At 32.8% G+C, this 17001-nt stretch carries 19 protein-coding genes, 1 tRNA gene and 1 other RNA gene; 6 read left to right on the forward strand and 15 right to left on the reverse strand.

Translation table 11 applies throughout. The features are described from left to right. Positions 1-166: 166 nt before the first annotated feature. Genes ACKI30_RS00435 through ACKI30_RS00445 form a run of 3 tightly spaced genes read left to right on the forward strand, consistent with a single transcriptional unit; the run spans position 167 to position 3796 of the window. Entirely contained in the window at positions 167-1717 is a 1551-nt protein-coding gene (locus ACKI30_RS00435) for a radical SAM protein (RefSeq protein WP_407408942.1), read from the forward strand. 59 nt (positions 1718-1776) lie between these two features. Continuing rightward, the gene (locus ACKI30_RS00440) at positions 1777-2895 is read left to right on the forward strand and encodes a pyridoxal phosphate-dependent aminotransferase (protein WP_407408944.1); all 1119 of its coding nucleotides are present in this window, start codon (positions 1777-1779) and stop codon (positions 2893-2895) included. Continuing rightward, entirely contained in the window at positions 2888-3796 is a 909-nt protein-coding gene (locus ACKI30_RS00445) for a cation diffusion facilitator family transporter (protein WP_407408946.1), read from the forward strand. The genes ACKI30_RS00440 and ACKI30_RS00445 overlap by 8 nt, the downstream gene beginning before the upstream one ends. Positions 3797-3802: 6 nt before the next feature. On the opposite strand, the gene ACKI30_RS00450 is transcribed toward ACKI30_RS00445, so the two are convergent. The 10 genes from ACKI30_RS00450 to hdrC form a co-directional block, all read right to left on the reverse strand. After that, a tRNA-Ser gene (locus ACKI30_RS00450) sits at positions 3803-3886 on the reverse strand. 62 nt (positions 3887-3948) lie between these two features. Further along, an RNA gene (gene ffs / locus ACKI30_RS00455) (signal recognition particle sRNA) lies at positions 3949-4263 on the reverse strand. Between the two features lie 175 nt (positions 4264-4438). Next, positions 4439-4828 carry a CBS domain-containing protein gene (locus ACKI30_RS00460; protein WP_407408975.1) on the reverse strand — a complete coding sequence of 130 codons (390 nt, stop codon included), beginning with the start codon at positions 4826-4828 and terminating at the stop codon, positions 4439-4441. After that, positions 4818-5720, reverse strand: a complete 903-nt coding sequence (locus tag ACKI30_RS00465; RefSeq protein ID WP_407408948.1) for a 2-phosphoglycerate kinase — start codon at positions 5718-5720, stop codon at positions 4818-4820. Before ACKI30_RS00465 ends, ACKI30_RS00460 begins: the two co-directional genes overlap by 11 nt. Positions 5721-5889: 169 nt before the next feature. Next, positions 5890-6450 carry a hypothetical protein gene (locus ACKI30_RS00470; protein ID WP_407408950.1) on the reverse strand — a complete coding sequence of 187 codons (561 nt, stop codon included), beginning with the start codon at positions 6448-6450 and terminating at the stop codon, positions 5890-5892. 286 nt (positions 6451-6736) lie between these two features. Beyond that, entirely contained in the window at positions 6737-7426 is a 690-nt protein-coding gene (locus ACKI30_RS00475) for a metallophosphoesterase (protein WP_407408952.1), read from the reverse strand. Then, the gene (locus ACKI30_RS00480; protein WP_407408954.1) at positions 7427-7963 is read right to left on the reverse strand and encodes a DUF2096 domain-containing protein; all 537 of its coding nucleotides are present in this window, start codon (positions 7961-7963) and stop codon (positions 7427-7429) included. Continuing rightward, a complete protein-coding gene (locus ACKI30_RS00485; RefSeq protein ID WP_295161058.1) occupies positions 7960-8226 on the reverse strand; it encodes a DUF749 domain-containing protein in 267 nt (88 codons plus the stop codon). Before ACKI30_RS00485 ends, ACKI30_RS00480 begins: the two co-directional genes overlap by 4 nt. 199 nt (positions 8227-8425) lie before the next feature. Next, positions 8426-9313: a CoB--CoM heterodisulfide reductase subunit B gene (gene hdrB / locus ACKI30_RS00490; protein WP_407408956.1), complete on the reverse strand. Its 888-nt coding sequence runs from the start codon at positions 9311-9313 to the stop codon at positions 8426-8428. A gap of 21 nt (positions 9314-9334) precedes the next feature. Continuing rightward, positions 9335-10321, reverse strand: a complete 987-nt coding sequence (gene hdrC, locus ACKI30_RS00495; RefSeq protein ID WP_407408958.1) for a CoB--CoM heterodisulfide reductase subunit C — start codon at positions 10319-10321, stop codon at positions 9335-9337. Positions 10322-10507: 186 nt separating this feature from the next. On the opposite strand from hdrC, the gene ACKI30_RS00500 reads away from it, so the two are divergent. Further along, positions 10508-11251, forward strand: coding sequence for an archaeosine tRNA-ribosyltransferase (locus ACKI30_RS00500; RefSeq protein WP_407408960.1), 744 nt, complete (start codon positions 10508-10510; stop codon positions 11249-11251). Here ACKI30_RS00500 and ACKI30_RS00505 read toward each other — a convergent pair. The 3 genes from ACKI30_RS00505 to ACKI30_RS00515 form a co-directional block, all read right to left on the reverse strand. Continuing rightward, positions 11235-11657, reverse strand: coding sequence for a PsbP-related protein (locus tag ACKI30_RS00505; RefSeq protein WP_407408962.1), 423 nt, complete (start codon positions 11655-11657; stop codon positions 11235-11237). The two genes, ACKI30_RS00500 and ACKI30_RS00505, sit on opposite strands and share 17 nt — an antisense overlap. 3 nt (positions 11658-11660) lie before the next feature. Continuing rightward, complete coding sequence (locus ACKI30_RS00510) at positions 11661-12578, reverse strand: coiled-coil domain-containing protein (RefSeq protein ID WP_407408964.1); 918 nt, start codon at positions 12576-12578, stop codon at positions 11661-11663. A gap of 430 nt (positions 12579-13008) precedes the next feature. Next, positions 13009-13554: a hypothetical protein gene (locus ACKI30_RS00515; RefSeq protein WP_407408966.1), complete on the reverse strand. Its 546-nt coding sequence runs from the start codon at positions 13552-13554 to the stop codon at positions 13009-13011. 154 nt (positions 13555-13708) lie between these two features. On the opposite strand from ACKI30_RS00515, the gene ACKI30_RS00520 reads away from it, so the two are divergent. Further along, a complete protein-coding gene (locus ACKI30_RS00520; protein WP_407408968.1) occupies positions 13709-14644 on the forward strand; it encodes a 3-hydroxyacyl-CoA dehydrogenase in 936 nt (311 codons plus the stop codon). Between the two features lie 6 nt (positions 14645-14650). On the opposite strand, the gene ACKI30_RS00525 is transcribed toward ACKI30_RS00520, so the two are convergent. Beyond that, positions 14651-15109 carry a MarR family winged helix-turn-helix transcriptional regulator gene (locus tag ACKI30_RS00525; protein ID WP_407408969.1) on the reverse strand — a complete coding sequence of 153 codons (459 nt, stop codon included), beginning with the start codon at positions 15107-15109 and terminating at the stop codon, positions 14651-14653. Positions 15110-15594: 485 nt separating this feature from the next. After that, positions 15595-16386, reverse strand: a complete 792-nt coding sequence (dph5, locus tag ACKI30_RS00530) for a diphthine synthase (RefSeq protein WP_407408971.1) — start codon at positions 16384-16386, stop codon at positions 15595-15597. 36 nt (positions 16387-16422) lie between these two features. Between dph5 and ACKI30_RS00535 the strand changes: the two genes are divergently transcribed. Beyond that, positions 16423-17001, forward strand: a 579-nt coding sequence (locus tag ACKI30_RS00535; RefSeq protein ID WP_407408973.1) for a class I SAM-dependent methyltransferase, incomplete at its 3' end; no start/stop codon positions are given.

The following is a 17001-nucleotide window of genomic DNA, read 5'->3' on the forward strand; positions in this document are numbered from 1 at the left end:
TGATTAAATTTCATTTTATAGATAATATCATATAGTATTGATTGATTATACCAAAATTTAAATAATTATTGTACCAAATAGCAAAAATGAATTAATTAAGAAGGATTACAGTAAAAATAATAAATTTTAATCTAAAAAAGTCAAATTTTTAAAAATGGTTGAAAATATGTTATATGAAAAAAATATATTCCTAAAAAATCGTAAACAAATTGACATTCATTTTGGATTAACCTATCCAAATATTTACAATACCGCAATGTCATCATTAGGATACAACATATTGTACAACCAGATAAATGAACGTGAAGATACCTGGTGTGAACGGATAATTTACCCGGATTTCAAGTCAATTGAGTCAAATACTCCATTAAGGCATTTTGACATAATCAGTTTCACAATACAATTCGAGGAAGATTACTTTAACATATTGGAAATGCTTAAAAAAGCGGAAATTCCACTGAAACGTGAAGACCGAAACGAAAATGATCCATTGATAATTGCAGGAGGCCCATGCCCAACAGCAAATCCCATGCCATTATCCGATTACGTGGATATTTTCATTATCGGTGAAGGCGAGAATACCATTAACGCCTTTTTAGATAAATTTAAAGATTCAAAAAAGAAATTAGATGAATATCTGGAACTTGAGGGAATTTATATTCCAGAATATGACAACCAGGCAAAAATTTCAATAATTAAAAACATGAATTCTGCCTATCACATCCAGGATCCGATTATCACCGCAGGCGATGATGAAAACTATCAGGCTATTTTTAACAATACAATAATGCTGAACGTTTCAAGAGGCTGTACAAGAGGCTGCAGGTTCTGCATGGCAGGATATCTCTACAGGCCCATGCGAGAAACACCCTGCGAAAGACTTATTGACATAGCCGTCAAAACAAGAGAAAAAACAGGACTGAACAAAATCACCCTGATTGGAGCTGCAGTTTCAGATTATAGTGAACTGGAAAAACTGACTGCAACCCTCGAAGATAAAGGTTTTCAAATTTCAACACCGTCTCTGAGAATTGAATCCATTACAAAAGAAACATTGGAAACATTGAAAAGGAGCGGACTTAAAACAATTACTCTTGCACCGGAATCCATTTCAAAACTTCGAAAAGTCATCAATAAAAATATTCCTGATGAACAAATTTTTACTGTAATAGAAAATGCCGTTGAACTTGATTTCAAAATTAAGTTATACTTTTTAATTGGAATACCTGGCGAAACAATGGATGACATTAAAGAATTAGTTGAATATATGAAAAAAATTGCAAATATGCACACCAGCATGAAAAATGTAAAATTCAGTGTGAATCCGGTAATACCAAAACCGCAAACCCCACTGCAATGGGAAGCATATGATTTTAAAGATATAAAAAATAAAATTAGGTTTATTCAAAAAGAAATGAGAAGATATAATATAAAATGTGAAAGTGCCAAAAAAGGACTTATTCAATATATATTATCTTGTGGAAATAGTGATGTTGGTGCAATAATCGAGAAGTCATTAACCAAAAAAATACCTCTAAAAGAATGGAGGGAAAATCTTCCGCAATATGATATCGACGATGATTTGCCATGGGATAAAATTGATATTGGCGTAGAGAAAAGATTTTTAAAAATAGAACATAGACGATTGAAAACGTTAAAGCAAACCCCATGGTGTGAAACTTCCGCATGCTACAACTGCGGGTCATGTGAAAAATAATTACTAGAAAAAATAATTTTTACTATAATAATATATAATATAATAAGTGAGGTAAATTTATGATAAATCCAGCAAGTAGAACAAAATCAATTGAACTGTCACAAATTAGAAAAATGTTTGAAGTAACAAATCCCGATGCAATAAACTTGGGAATAGGCGAACCTGATTTTGACGTTCCGCAGAATATCAAAGATGCAATGAAACAGTCAATTGATGAAAATGATACTCATTATACTCCAAATAAAGGATATATTGAATTAAGAGAAGAGATTGTTAAAAAATTTAAAAATGAAAATGGAATAAAAACTAACCCTGACAACATTATCGTGACTGTTGGAGCCAGTGAAGCATTGTTTATGTGCGCACAGGCATTTATTGAAAAGGGAGATGAAGTGATTCTGCCAAATCCTAGTTTTTTATCCTATGAAGCATGCGTAAAATTGGCTGACGGTAACATTGTACCTGTAGACTGTAAAATGGAAAATGATTTTAAATTACAGGCAAGTGATGTTGCAGATAAAATTACTAAAGATACAAAAGCAATAATCCTAAATTCACCTTCAAATCCTACAGGTGCAGTAATGGAAAAAGAGGACATTAAAGCAATTGCAGATTTATCAATGGATAACGATTTTCTAATAATTTCAGATGAAATTTATGAAAAAATCATTTATGACAAAAAACATTACTCCCCTGCAAAATACAGTGACAATGTAATTACATTAAACGGATTTTCAAAAACCTATGCAATGACCGGACTTAGAATCGGTTATTTAACAGCAAATGAAAATTTAACTGAAGAATTGCTTAAAATACACCAGTATAACATTGCTTGTGCAAGCACCACTTCACAAAGAGGAGCTTATGCTGCATTAACCGGACCTCAGGATGAAGTGGAAAAGATGGTTAATGAATTCAAAAACAGAAGAAATTTAATTGTTTCACGTTTAAATGAAATAGGATACGAAACTGTTAATGCTGAAGGAGCATTTTACGTATTTCCTAAAATTGAAGATGAAAACTTCGTAGCAAAAGCTGCAAAAGCAGGAGTAATTACAGTACCTGGTGCAGCGTTTGGATCAAATGGAAAAGGACATGTACGTATGTCTTATGCTAATTCATATGAAAATATTGAAAGAGCTATGAACATCTTAGAAGAGAGTGTTGTTAATGGATGATTTTCGCCAGAAAGGTGGTAAAAAAGCGGCAATGGTGGCAATAACTGCCAATTGCATATTAACAGTTTTAAACATTGCCGTTGGAATAATATCCGGAAGTTATGCTTTAGTTTCAGAAGGTGCACATACATTATCTGACGTAGCCACATCCGTAATTGCATACATTGGTTTTTATATTGGTCAAAAACCGGCTGATGCAGAACATCCTATCGGCCACGGACGTGCTGAAGCAATCAGCGGCTTGGTAATTGTCATATTTTTAGTTCTTATTGCATGGGAGATTATTCAGGGATCTGTTGAAAAAATACACAATCCCTCATTAATAACAGTTCCAAGCACATTGGCTGCAGTAATGGCCGTTGTTGGAATAATTGTTAATTTACGCGTTAGTGAATACATAATAGAATTAGGAAAACAAATTAAAAGTCCGGCAATTGTTGCAGACGGAAAACATCAGAAAACAGATATATTCTCATCAATCGCAATTTTAGTAGGAGTAGTGGTGTCAAATATGGGTTATCCGATATTAGACCCTATCATTGCATTAATAATTGGAGGATTAATCTTAAAAACTGCATATGAAATTACAAAAGAAAATATAGATAATATCATGGGCAGAGTTCCGTCTGAAGAGTTCATCCAGGAGATAAAAAAAGTTGCAGAAAAAGCTCCTGAAGCAGAAAATGCACATAATATCAAAGTCGATTATTTAGGCGCATATGCTACCGTAGCTTTACATATTGAGCTTGATGGGAACATGACATTAGATGAATCCCATGAAATCGTGCATAAAGTTCAAGATAATATCATTAAAGAAATTCCAGAAGTTAAATATGTAATGGTTCACGCTTGTCCGATAGGGTCAGACTATGACCATGAACAAAAAATAGATAAAATATAATAAAAGCGCCGGGACGGGGATTTGAACCCCGGAGGTCAAATGACCATCGGATTAGCAGTCCGACGCCGTACCAGGCTGGGCCATCCCGACATATAAAAAACAAGTATAATTATTTATATGTTAAAACTTACTTATAAACTTAATTATTTTTATAAATGGCATGTTCAAAAGTGGACTAATCTCAAAAATATAAGTTATCTAAAAATCCAACTCCACCCCGGGATTCTACAAGCATTGAAATGTTAATAGTAAAGCTGCTCCCTTCCGGGCCTGACCCGTTCCTATACCAAAGATGACTGATTTTTACCCTCCAGTAAAAATTTCACCACCACCAATCCTGCAGGACGAGGTTTCTATGTTGTTTTTTTAGGCTCATACTTCCTTAAAAAGCCGCCTCTTGAACTTCAACTGCACCAAAGGGGGTGTGTGCTTACAGAGGACCCCTAACCCTCCAGTCTAGCCACTAATATATATGACAGTAATATTATATAAATGTTATCGAAAAAACAGTTACTGGAATAGGAAAAAATTACAATAAAAGGAAATATTTGAAAAAAAATTCTATTTCTAGAAAAAAATTTTATTATAGTAACTGCTTAAAAATAAATAAAAAATAAAAAGAAAAAAAATTAATTGGTAGAATTAAAATATAACTTGAATTATATCTCCATCTGAAATAATACCAACTAACTTTCCATCTTCAACTACAGGAAGTTGATTCAAAATACCTGAAGAAGAAACGCCGTTTTTCATGATGTCAATTGCATCTTCAAGAGTGTCTTCAGGAGAAACTGTAATTACAGATGTTATCATAATTTCTTCAACAGAAGTTCCCAGTTCATATTTATCCAGAATCAAATTATGACCAACATCGGTTGCAGTTATAATCCCTATTAGTTTTTCATCCTCAACAACAGGAAGAGAACTAATTTTATGTTTCATTAACTTCTCAAATGCATATACAACATCAATGTCAGGGGTTGTTGTAATAACATCAGCAGTCATTATTTCTTTAACCTTTTTATTCATCATTGTCTTCACCTCCGAACTTTTCTAGAATATCACTCACCATAATATCAATGGTTTGATTAATATCTACATTGTCTATTATACGAGAATCATGTATTTTTGCCTGTTCCATTAAAAATGTTTGAGTTTTTCTTATGGTATCAAAATTATCCATATATCGCTCAAGTGATCTTTTTACCCAAGGTTGCCTGCATCTGGAGTAAAATCTTTGCTTGTGAGATTCTTCATCACCCACTGTTAATGTGAAAATTATGATGTTATTATTATCCATCAGATCTTTTCTGATAAATCCCGGAACCACGTGAACGCCTTCAATAATTGTACTGATACCCTCTTTAACGGAACGTTCAATAATAGCTTCAATACCTACATTAACAACATCAACATGACTGATAAATCCTTCAATGACTCTATCTATACGGATTGAAGGAGTTCTGATACTTTCATATGCATCAAAACTAGATTTGTGAATTACAGGACTCAAATCTTTGGAAACAATCTTACGCATTACTTCACGAATCATATCAGTGCTGATAAGATTTTTTAATCTAAGCCTGTTTGCAAGTTCAAATGCCATGGAAGAAGTACCCACACCGGAGGCTCCTCCTATTAAAATAATAAGCGGCTTTTTAGAATTTCTAAGTGATCTCCAGTTCTTATATTTTTTTGCTGAACCAGGGTCTACTCTTTCAAGGTGTTTTAAAATTACATTTGCCAGGTCATAACTAGCAATTTCAGTAATATTTTCATCAATTAACTCTGATTCTATATCACTAGCTATTTCATGAGCTCTTTGAGAACCTAAATCGGCAATGTTAAGTGAACGTGACAAAATTCCTTTAGAAAACGGTTCCCTATATATTTCACCGTCTACTTCACTTGTAATCCAAATCATAATAACACCTCCAATATGATAAATTATGATAAAATATTTTTAAATAATATTAAATAAACGTTGTTATTTGATTTTTAAAAAATCCATTTTTTTATAAAAAAGAAAATGAAGGAAAATTGGATAAAAATACAGAAAATGAATCTTCAGGAGATTCTTAATCCCGATAAATTCAATACGGCTGTAATCTATCAATAGTCCTAACCAAATCTATTGCAGTTAATGTTTTATTTTGTTGAGTGTCTGCCTGAGCTGTTTCAAATACAATCATATTGTGCCCCTGTTTAGCAAGAGGTTTTGATACCCAGTCAGGGGAAGTACCTCCTCTAATAGGATATACCGGATAAGTTGAATTAACACTTATCTCATGTGCGTACTCCATTGTCTCAGTTGATTGATTATTTACAACACCAACATATCTCTGTATGTCCCAGTAATTTTCCATTTCATGAACATCAACGATGATATAAGGATCATACTTCTCGATATCCGGAAGAACATAATCATAAGCCAATAATTCTCCCATGTGTCGGTTAGTATTATAATCACTGGTATTCATTCCACTATCCTCAAAATTAAGTTTAATGAAATATACAATGAATTTTTTATTAAGAGTATTGTCTTTAGTAAACTTCATTATAGATTCATTAGTGGCATTGTGGATACCGCTTTCAAGGCTGTGAACACCCAATATTACTATTGCAGTATCAGTGGATGAGCTATTACCACACACTATTTTATAAACAGTACCATTAGAGTTATTTCCAATAATGGTAGTATATTCATCTAAAACTGGACCATTATGTTGCGGTCCAAGATTAAAGAAAGTTGCTATTCCTGCAAAAATAATTAGCAAAACCAATATTACTATTAAAATTTTTAAAATCTTTCTCATTGTAATCTATTTTATATATTAGTCATCATAACATATAAAAGTTAAAACAAAATTGACATAATGTCTACATATAAAGTGATGATTTTGAGCATTTATTAAAAAAAATAAAAAGAAAGATGAATATTTATTCATCTAAAGAGATGATGCTTATGTCATAATTGGAACCGTCTTTAATATCGATTAAAACGGCACCGTTATCCTTAAGCATTCCAGGATTTGCTACATCAGTAGTTATTCCTATTTTACTAAGTGATTTTGCTTCGTGAATATGACCGCAAACATTGATTTGAGGTTCAAATTCATGAATTGATTTCAATATTCCTTGACTGCCCACATGCTCGCCATTTTCCATTTTATCTGCTTCAGTATTGAATGGCGGTGCATGAGTAACTAAAATTTTCACTTTAGGGACTTTATCGTTATATACATAATCATAATTAGCTAATAATTCATAAACGTCCCCATAGATTTTATTATCTTGGATTTCACCAGGAGTATTGAATGGAGTTTCGTTAGATCCGCCGTATCCGAATAAGATAGCATCGCCATAAGCGATAATGTTATTGTGGAGACAGAATGAAACTTCATTAATAGCATTGCAGATACCTTTAGGGTCACAGTTTCCAGGTATAGCAATAACGTCCACATCACATTCAGCTACTTTTTCAATGAAAGTACCAACAAAATCCAAAGGACCGAAATCAGTGATATCTCCAAGAATTAATACTAAATCAATATCATTATTATTCAAATAAGTGTATAAGTTTTCGTTTTCTTCGCCGTGAACATCACTTATTGCTAAAATTTTTGTCATCTAATCACCTTGTTGTTCCAAAAAGAAAGATCCCATTTCCTTTAATCCTGCTTGAAGGTCAGGCTTATCTCCATGCAATTCGATAGTAACATCATCATCAAATTCAATAATGAGACCATTCCATTCCGCAATTTCTTGTACTCTTTCTTCTGCTAAAGCTTGTTTTAAGTTAATTCTACCAGTAGTTAAACCAGGAGGAGTGTTAACTAAAAATTTTGACCTGGAATCTGCAAATTCAAATACTTCTTTTCCTTGCATGGCTTGTTTTAATAAGTCAAACCAATGGTCAACGTATTCCTCTCCTTCCTCTTCAGCAATATTTGTAAGAGTCACTTGAATATTATTTAAAGACATTTCAGCTTGAGCTAAACCATTAATCAAATCAGGATGGGATGGATCTCTCTTGTATGAACTAATAGAAGACCTAATTAGTCCCATCTCAGGGTTAATCCCACTTGGAATCTCATGTCCTTTTTTAGTTAAATCAGAAATAAGATGTTGGAGTATTAACCAAGTTTGTTCAGAGGGTAAGCTCATAAATGTCCACCTATAATTTTTAAAGTAGTATGATTAATTTGAGCATCTGCTTCTTTTAATTCAGCTTCAATTTCACTAGTGCTGCTGTAAGCATCCAAGAATAAAACATGGTGAGTAGAAGTACCAGCAATGTTTAAAATTGCAATTTCATCACTTTGTTTTAATTCTCTTTTATCAATAGTTGCTTTAAATTGTACATATGGTTCATATTCTTCAGGAAGGTCAGAATATTTAAAAATACCATCTAATGTTGCTACAAACATAATTACACCTCATATATTTAATAGTCTATTTTATCTTGTTAATCATATATAAAACTAATTACGAACTATTCGTATAAACTAAAACAAAAAAAATAATGATAAAAAAAAGTTATCATAAAATATGATAACTATCCGAAATGTCTTTTCAACGTCTAAAAAATGAAAAAATAAAAGGATTAAGAAAATCCTTTATTTAAATCTATTCACCTAATGCTTTTTTGATTGCAGGGGTTGCATCAATTTTTTGAGCATCGAAGGTTAATTCTTCTGGTGATAATCCCATAGCTAATCCGTATAATTGAGCTAAGTGGAATACAGGTAATGCAAAGTCAGTACCGTATCTTTCGTTTACTTCAGTTTGACCTTGGTCGAATTGTAAGTGGCAGAAAGGACATACGTTAACAATAGCATCTACACCAGCTTCGGTCATGTGGTCGAGTTTTTCTTTAGTGAAACTAGTAGTTACATCTAAATCTCTGGATCTTAAACCTCCACCAGCACCACAGCACATCATTTTGTCTTTGTAGTCAACTGATTTAGCACCAGTAATTTCTACAAGGTCATCTAAGATGGATGGGTTTTCTGCTTGATCTTCGATACCGATAGTTTCAGTAGGTTTTAAGAAGTGGCAACCATAGTGAACTGCAACGTTTAAGTCTAAAGGTTTTTCGATTAAAGAAGCTAATTTTTCAAATCCAACGTCATCTCTTAAAATTTGAGCTAAGTGTTTTACGTTAATAGTACCTTTGTATTCTCTGCCGATTTCAGCTAAGTTAGCGTTGATTTTAGCTCTTTTTTCATCGTCTTCTTTTAAGATGTGATTACATTCAAATAAGGAACCGAAACATCCGTTACATTCGGTCATAATGTCTGCACCCATGTCTTCAGCAAGAGTTAAGTTACGAGCTGCAATAGTAGCCCAGGTTTCTTCATCAAAAGAACCAAATACACCAGGAGCAGGACAACAAGATGCTCCTTCCATATCTTTTAATTCAATATCTAATGCTTCAAATAATTTTCTGGTAGCTTTTTCAACACCAGGATAACGGTTGTTCATGATACAACCTAAGAAGTATGCAATTTCCATATTATAACTCTCCTAATAAATTTATTCTTTTAATCCACCGGTTGCTTCGTCGTAACCGATTAATTCGTCAAAACCAGTGATTTTACATATTTTTTGCACTTCAGCTAATGCTTCTGGGTATGCATGGGTTGTTGGTGGAATTTCAGAAAGACCAATTTTTGCTCTTAATGCTTTGGTAGCATCGTTGATAGGTACACCGTGTCCGGTGTTCATTACAAATACACCAGTCATTTTGTGAGCTTTTGCCATGTAACCTGCATGAGCAGCGATGTTACGTGCTTTTTTGATGATTTCTACAATTTTAACACTTCTGAGACATCTTTCTTGGCAAGTGTAACAAGTAGTACACATCCATAAAGCATCGTCAGTGATAACTTCTTCTTTTAATCCTAATAAACATTTTCTGACAATTTGTCTTACTTTGTACGGAGTTCTTCTTCCAGATGGGCAACTACCACTACAGGTACCACATTGGAAACAGTGTTTTACAGTTTCAATACCTGCGTCAATGAATTCAGCAGTGAAATCTGGATCACGATTACTATCATTTAATAATTCTTTATCAGTCAATAAAGTCATAGTATCTCTCTTTGTTTCTTTTTTATTTAAATCTTCTTCAACTTCTTCGACATCTTCTTCGACTGCTTCTTCTTCAACAGAAGCTTCTTCAACTTCTTCAATAGTTTCTTCAGCTTCCTCAGGAGCTTCAACTTCAACTATTTCAGGAGTTTCTTCAACTTCTTCCACAATTTCTTCAGATTCAGCAGTTTCTTCTAAAGATTCGATGTCGCTTTTAAAAGTTAAATCTTTTTTATCAGATTCTGGTTTCTTTTCAACTGGTTCTCTTGGAACAGTTGTTTTAGTGCCAGAAACGATGTCATCATTTACAATTTGTGAAGATGTAACTTGGACATCATCAGATGTGTTTGATACATCATTGCTGATGTCTTTTACTTCTTTATCTGTTTCTCCAGTAAATAGAGATTTTAATCGATTTATAATAGACATTGAAAACACACCTCGGATAATCATCGGAATTATTTCCTCAAATCCATACTAATATTCTTTAAAAGTTAATATATAAAGGTTACTAAAATTTTAGCAAGTGTAACCTAAATGATTACACCATTTAAAAAATTTTTATAAACCTTAAAATCAAATAGTTATAATAACAATAAAAATAGGAAGAATCAAATGATTAAAAAATTCGAAATCAAATCACATGACGGACCTGGAAGAGTCGGAAAAGTTGACGGAGAACTTACTCCCAAATTATTCTATAAAAAAGATTTAAAAATTGCACCTAACGAAGGATCTGCATATAACATTGACCGTGAAATTGCTGAATTCAACGTTAAAGAGACATTGAGACTGGCAAAGGAAAATGCAGATGATTGCGATATTGCTGTAATCCAAGGGTCCAAATACATTGATTTAAGAGTAGAATGTCTAAAACAGCTGGAAGAAATAGGCTACAACGGATTCATTATAGCCAATGGAGACGCACTTCTGACAAATCCAAGAGACCTCGTCGAACTTGTGGTCGCACTTAAAAAAGAAGCCAATAAAACCAGTTACTTTATTTTTTCATTTACAGAACTTTCATTCATGCCTATATTAACCTACATGGGCATTGATGGATTTTTAGCTGATTCTGCAAATTATTACAGTTATTTGAATGTTCTTCAAACCCCAACAAAATCATATGATTTGAATACATACCCTATTTATGAAGAAATTTCACAAGAAAAGCTTGAGGCTAAAAATATTGAAAATATGGAATTTGTCTTAAAAGAAATCCATGCACACATGAAAAATAGATCCTTGAGAAATCTTGTAGAAGAACGTTCAGGAACAACTCCACAAAATATCTCAACATTAAAAATTCTTGACAGAACCGCTATGGATTACCTGCTTGAGTTTACCCAGTTATTTTAAATGAATCAATCATGTTTTTGAATTCACGTTCTGATTCGCCGGAAACATCCAGTGTTCTCATTTCAAAAATGTAGATGGTTCCATATTCAATAAAGACATAAGTGTGAATGTCAAAATTGATTTCCGGAGTGTCCATATTTGCATGGAGTTTAATTGCATCTTTTCCGGCAATCATTGTAAAATCAGATGATATAATCACTCCGCCATCATCGCTGATAGCATCTTCCATGAATATCTTATAGTCATCCAGGTTTGTAGCGGTTGGAAACATGACTGCATTAATCAGATTTTCTTCACCTTTGGATAATGTTGCAATGCAGTCAGGATTAGATAGGATATCCGCTTTTTCCACTTCCCATGAATCAGGATATTCAAAGGTGATTTTTCCACTATTAAATGTTCTCATAGATTATTCCTCTTTTTTTGATGAAATATTAATGGTTTCAATTCCTTCCTCTTCGAGAGTGTCAATATATTTGGAAAATGGTTCAGGAAGTTTTGGCATTACCTCTTTTAATATTTCAGATGCGTCAAGCTCAAGGGCTTGTCCGGAAAGCAATTGTTCAACATCAAAGTTAAAATCAAATGGTTTAAGCAAATCATCCACAGGCACTCTTAAATTAATTTTTCTTTTGTTGAGTATCATTTTAAGAGTACTGGTATTTCTTATTTGATCATTCATGTCCTCAACAGTTGCTTTTATATCATATGCTATAGCCTTGTTCTTCTCATTTACCTCATGTTTGGATTTTTCAATGGATTTTTCCAAACCTTCAACAAGTTCAGCATTGCGCCTATTGATATTTTCCCTTGCCTCGTCAATCACAACATTAATAGCGTTCAAAATGGATTTGTTAAGCTCCACGTTATATGCTAAAATCATTTTGTTTTTATAATCAAGTTCTTTAAAAATAGCTACGCGTTCATCATCAATTTTAGTGATTTTTTTGTTTAACTCATGAATTTCATCCTTGGCTTTTAAAAGCTCATCCTTATCGTTGATCTGTTCTTTAAGTGAGTCAACGTCATCAAAAAAGGACCCTTTAAGAGTCTGAATTTGCTCTTTCAATATTGCGATTTCATCATCCTTGTCTTTGATGATTTGGTCAAATTCGTTGAGTTTTTCATCAGAAAATTGATTTTCAACTAAATCTTCATAATCTTTCTGTGCTAATACTTTTACAAGTTCGTTGTCTTCAAAAGGATCTTCTTTTTTAAGACTTACTTGCTTTTGTTTTGATTCCTTTTCAACAGGATTTCCGTCCTTGTCTTTACTATTATACTTTTTAGTATAAACCCGGACAGTTCTAAATTCATCACTTTCCATTTTTAACACCACTCTATATTAATAGATAGTTGAGTTTTATTTAAATAGTTAATGTTAAAAAAAGAAAAAAAGAGAAAAAAATATTATTTGTTCTCGTTTTCTATCCACAACAACATCGCCTCTTCAATAGCTTTTGAGTACCAGCCGGACTTAAATAGCATCTTATTAGATGCCAATTTGCGAAAATCCAAGTCAATGTCATTATTGATGCTAATTGTAACGCGTTTGTTTTTAGACATACAATTAGATAGTGCATACTAGTTAATAAATGTATTAGTGTTTTTTAACATCATTTTAGCGGATGTGAATGAATAATATCATATAAAAATAAAAAAAATAAGTAAAATGAAAACTTTTTTATGAATTTAAAGCAAATTTTACACTAATTCAAAGCATTCATTTTTGTGTTTTTAACAGGAAAAAATCAATATTAATCAATTTTCTCCCATTCGTTATAACCTAAATGTTTGTATTTGTGACCGTCGGGAGCGTCGTGAACCTCACCTGTGTAGATTACTCTACCTTCCTGAGCACTGTAAAATGCACCGGGATCTTCTGAACTGCTGTCATCAGAACTTGAACTATCTTCAACAACTTCCTCTACAACCTCAATTTCCTGAGTGGTAGTGTTTTGTGTAAAGTTATCATTTCCTTCAAAAGTACAGTTGACTGTATAGTTTCCAGGCTCTTCAATCTTTACTTTCGCAACACCCTTCTTGTCTGTAACTGCTGTTTTATGGTCAACGTCACCTTTATCATCCTTTATTGTGACATTAACAGTTTCATTATCCATAGGAGTTCCATTTATGTCAGTGAGTTCAATTTTAACTGATTCCCCCTGACTGATGGTATCATTGCTTTTAATAGTTATATTTGTATTTTCCTTACCAAAATTAGGCATTATTGCAACCATCCCGATAATAAGGGCCGCAATAATAATTATCAAAGCCACAATTATAATCTTATTTCTTTCCATAATATCACCAAGATAGATATTGTGTTTTTAAATTTGACACTCCGCATATTTCAAGTTATCCTTTCCAGAATCATTTAAAAATATATAAATACTCCTACAACAAATTAGTATACATGTAAACTATTTCATGTAGTTTATTTAAGAGGTGTTAAAAATGAGTATTAAAAAAGTTGTAGTTGCAGGAGGCGGAGTACTTGGAAGCCAAATTGCACTCCAATCTGCCTATTGCGGATTTGATGTGACAATCTGGCTTAGAAGTGAAGGTTCAATTGAAAGGGCTAAACCAAAACTCGAAAGATTCAAAAATATCTACATTGACACACTCGAGAAAATGAAAACCGATGCAAGCGCATATTGCAGAGGCCTTTCCAAAAAAACCGACCTAACCGACGAAGAAATTGATGAGTTGAAAAAACAGGCACAGGATGCACATGACAGCTTAACATTAACAAACAGTTATGAAGAAGCTGCAGCAGATGCAGATTTGATTATTGAAGCTATTGCTGAAAATCCTGAACAGAAAATTGCATTCTATCAAGAACTTGCAAAATACATGGATGAAAAAACAATTCTTGTTACAAATTCATCAACATTGCTGCCGTCAATGTTTGCAGAATATACCGGAAGACCTGAGAAATACCTTTCACTCCACTTTGCAAACACAATCTGGCAAAACAACACTGCAGAAGTTATGGGACATCCAGGAACCGAGCAAAAATACTATGACGAAGTAGTTGAATTTGCAGAAAACATTAATATGATTCCTTTAAAACTTAAAAAAGAACAACCTGGATACATATTAAACTCACTTTTAGTTCCATTTTTAAATGCAGGACAAGCATTACTTGCAAATGATGTTGCAGACTTTGAAACAATTGACAAAACATGGATTTTGGCAACCGGTGCTCCAGCAGGACCATTCCACATATTGGATATCGTAGGCCTTGAAACAGCTTACAATATTGTCATCATGAATCCTGAGTCAAAAGACCCTGAAACCACTCCTGGAAAAATTGCAAAAATGCTTAAGGAAAAAATAGATGCCGGCGAAACCGGTATTAATGCAGGAAAAGGATTTTACACATACTAAAATCCTTTATTTTTCTTTTTTTAAATTCAAATCAATGGATCTGGAAGTCAATTCATTGAAAATTTCCATAAACTCAACAGGAAGATTATCTAAACCCATCTTAGATTCCCATCCCCTGTTTATTTCAAATAACACCGGAATTAAATCCTCACCCTTTTTAGATAATTTCAAAATATATTCGCGCATATCTCTTTGGGATTTTTCACGAATAATCCAGCCTTCGGATTCTAATTTTTTAACTGCACGTGTTATTGCACCTTTAGTCAAGTACAAACCTTCAGCCAAATCTTTTTGGTTCAGCTCATCGCTTTCATCAATCATCAGAATGCACAATGCATGAATCAAACTTAAGCCATATTTTGAAAGTTCATCATTCAGATATTTTTTGTGATTCTTGTGAAAAATAAATAAAATATCTCCTAATCGATTGGAATCATAAAACCCCATTGTCTTTTCATATTTCATTAGACTAAAATTTATTGTAACATATATTTAAAAATTTAGAGAGCAAATGAAAAGGTTTATATAACATTAAGATATAAGTATTATACGATGTGAATTGAATTTCATATTTGTACATGACACAATTCAACCATTTTATAATCTCCAAAATGATTAGAATATGTTTCATTAAGGAAGTAGATTTAAAAACTACTTCCAAAACTCCCCCTTTTTTTTAAAAATTCTTGAATTTTAAACTTAATTTTAAAAATACAATCATTACATACTTATTTTATCGAATTTCATATTATAATCAACTTTTAATCAATGAAATGAATAAAAATAGCAAAATTTAAATAAGATTAAAATATAACTAATAAACGATATGAATTTATTTACATATCTAATTTAGAACATCAGTCGATAATTTAATTATCTCCGATTTGCTAAAAATATGTTCCTAGCACTGGAAGTAGAAAAATCTACTTCCCTACTCCCCCCTTTTTTAATTAAACATCATCAAGGATTTTTGGGTCCGCTCCGGCAATTTCAACCAGATACTCCGCTTCGACAATGTGAAGTTTGGACGGAATAATTATACAGTGCAGAGGACCTCCAAAATCAAAATCAATCAATTCGCTAATTTTACCGGCGCGAACACAGACATCTTTTGAACCTACACGAGCAATACCCATTGCAAGAGTGTCCTCATTTATCAAACCTTCACGATCAAGGTCATTTTTAATATTCATGAGATATTCCAAACCCTGATTAACAGTCATGTAACGGTCTTTGTGAGCCTGAATGTCAAGCAAAACAAGAGTATGCAAATCCATTTTTAAATTTTCCTCAATAGCCTCATAAGGGGATTTAGGATAAAAATTATAATCCGGAAATGGAATAGTGGTTACTTTACCGAATTTGTACCCCTGAAGACCTGAAATTGCAGGTGCTGAAGATAAGATTGATGATCCGTGAATAACTTCATAGTCAATTCCCTTTTTTGAACATTGCACTAAAAAATCACTGTGTGTTGTTGCAATTAAAGGATCTCCTCCAGTGACTAAAGCAACATCCTGAGTTTTAGCCTCTTCAATGAATTTGTGTTCTTCTTCAACTTCATTTCTAACCAGTACTTCTATTTCTTTTCCTATCAATTCTTCAATAGCTTCAAAACTAGAACCAAATAAACGTGATGTGAAAAACTCGGCATAAATTTTATCAACATTCTTCAGACATTCCAAACCTTTCAGAGAAATATCCTTTTCATCAAATAATCCCAATCCCACTAAATAAAACATATTATTATTTATAATAATTAAAACATAAAAAACTTTATGAAATGTGTAAAAGTTCCATTAAAACAATTAAATGATACACGTATAAAATTAATGGAAGAAGGATTAATGAATATGGAATATAGAATCAAAACCGATGCAGAATACGGTTATATTCCCATAAATGATAACGTTAATGATTATGAAATTGTGGATATCGAATTAGATCCTATGAAAAAAGTTCCACATAATTTTTCTGAATTGCTTGAAGGAGAATTGACATCCGAGGAAATTGAAGATTTAAGAACCTCATTTGACACAATAGGAGACATCGTGATTTTGGAAATTCCCGACAATCTTCAAGATAAAAAATTCATAATCGGAGATGCTGCCTTAAAATTCACCAAAAGAAAATCAATTTATATGAAAAAAAGTGCTATAAAAGGAACAACACGAGTACGTGACCTGGAATTTCTAGCGGGTATTGACGATTCTGTAACCATTCACAAAGAGCATGGCTCCCGTTTAAAGCTTGATGTGCGTGAAGTTTATTTTTCACCAAGACTTGCAACTGAAAGGAAACGCGTGATGGAAAGCGTGAAGGATGGTGAAAAAATATTGGACATGTTCTGTGGAATA

The organism is Methanobrevibacter sp. (assembly GCF_045539575.1).
Lineage (GTDB): Archaea > Methanobacteriota > Methanobacteria > Methanobacteriales > Methanobacteriaceae > Methanocatella.

What these genes read in the sequence shown, in the direction of transcription:
- ACKI30_RS00435 (WP_407408942.1), top strand. Translation starts at nt 167, where the DNA reads ATGTTATATGAAAAAAATATATTCCTAAAAAATCGTAAACAAATTGAC.
- ACKI30_RS00440 (WP_407408944.1), top strand. Translation starts at nt 1,777, where the DNA reads ATGATAAATCCAGCAAGTAGAACAAAATCAATTGAACTGTCACAAATT.
- ACKI30_RS00445 (WP_407408946.1), top strand. Translation starts at nt 2,888, where the DNA reads ATGGATGATTTTCGCCAGAAAGGTGGTAAAAAAGCGGCAATGGTGGCA.
- ACKI30_RS00460 (WP_407408975.1), bottom strand. Translation starts at nt 4,828, where the DNA reads ATGATGAATAAAAAGGTTAAAGAAATAATGACTGCTGATGTTATTACA.
- ACKI30_RS00465 (WP_407408948.1), bottom strand. Translation starts at nt 5,720, where the DNA reads ATGATTTGGATTACAAGTGAAGTAGACGGTGAAATATATAGGGAACCG.
- ACKI30_RS00475 (WP_407408952.1), bottom strand. Translation starts at nt 7,426, where the DNA reads ATGACAAAAATTTTAGCAATAAGTGATGTTCACGGCGAAGAAAACGAA.
- ACKI30_RS00480 (WP_407408954.1), bottom strand. Translation starts at nt 7,963, where the DNA reads ATGAGCTTACCCTCTGAACAAACTTGGTTAATACTCCAACATCTTATT.
- ACKI30_RS00485 (WP_295161058.1), bottom strand. Translation starts at nt 8,226, where the DNA reads ATGTTTGTAGCAACATTAGATGGTATTTTTAAATATTCTGACCTTCCT.
- hdrB (WP_407408956.1), bottom strand. Translation starts at nt 9,313, where the DNA reads ATGGAAATTGCATACTTCTTAGGTTGTATCATGAACAACCGTTATCCT.
- hdrC (WP_407408958.1), bottom strand. Translation starts at nt 10,321, where the DNA reads ATGTCTATTATAAATCGATTAAAATCTCTATTTACTGGAGAAACAGAT.
- ACKI30_RS00500 (WP_407408960.1), top strand. Translation starts at nt 10,508, where the DNA reads ATGATTAAAAAATTCGAAATCAAATCACATGACGGACCTGGAAGAGTC.
- ACKI30_RS00505 (WP_407408962.1), bottom strand. Translation starts at nt 11,657, where the DNA reads ATGAGAACATTTAATAGTGGAAAAATCACCTTTGAATATCCTGATTCA.
- ACKI30_RS00510 (WP_407408964.1), bottom strand. Translation starts at nt 12,578, where the DNA reads ATGGAAAGTGATGAATTTAGAACTGTCCGGGTTTATACTAAAAAGTAT.
- ACKI30_RS00515 (WP_407408966.1), bottom strand. Translation starts at nt 13,554, where the DNA reads ATGGAAAGAAATAAGATTATAATTGTGGCTTTGATAATTATTATTGCG.
- ACKI30_RS00520 (WP_407408968.1), top strand. Translation starts at nt 13,709, where the DNA reads ATGAGTATTAAAAAAGTTGTAGTTGCAGGAGGCGGAGTACTTGGAAGC.
- ACKI30_RS00525 (WP_407408969.1), bottom strand. Translation starts at nt 15,109, where the DNA reads ATGAAATATGAAAAGACAATGGGGTTTTATGATTCCAATCGATTAGGA.
- dph5 (WP_407408971.1), bottom strand. Translation starts at nt 16,386, where the DNA reads ATGTTTTATTTAGTGGGATTGGGATTATTTGATGAAAAGGATATTTCT.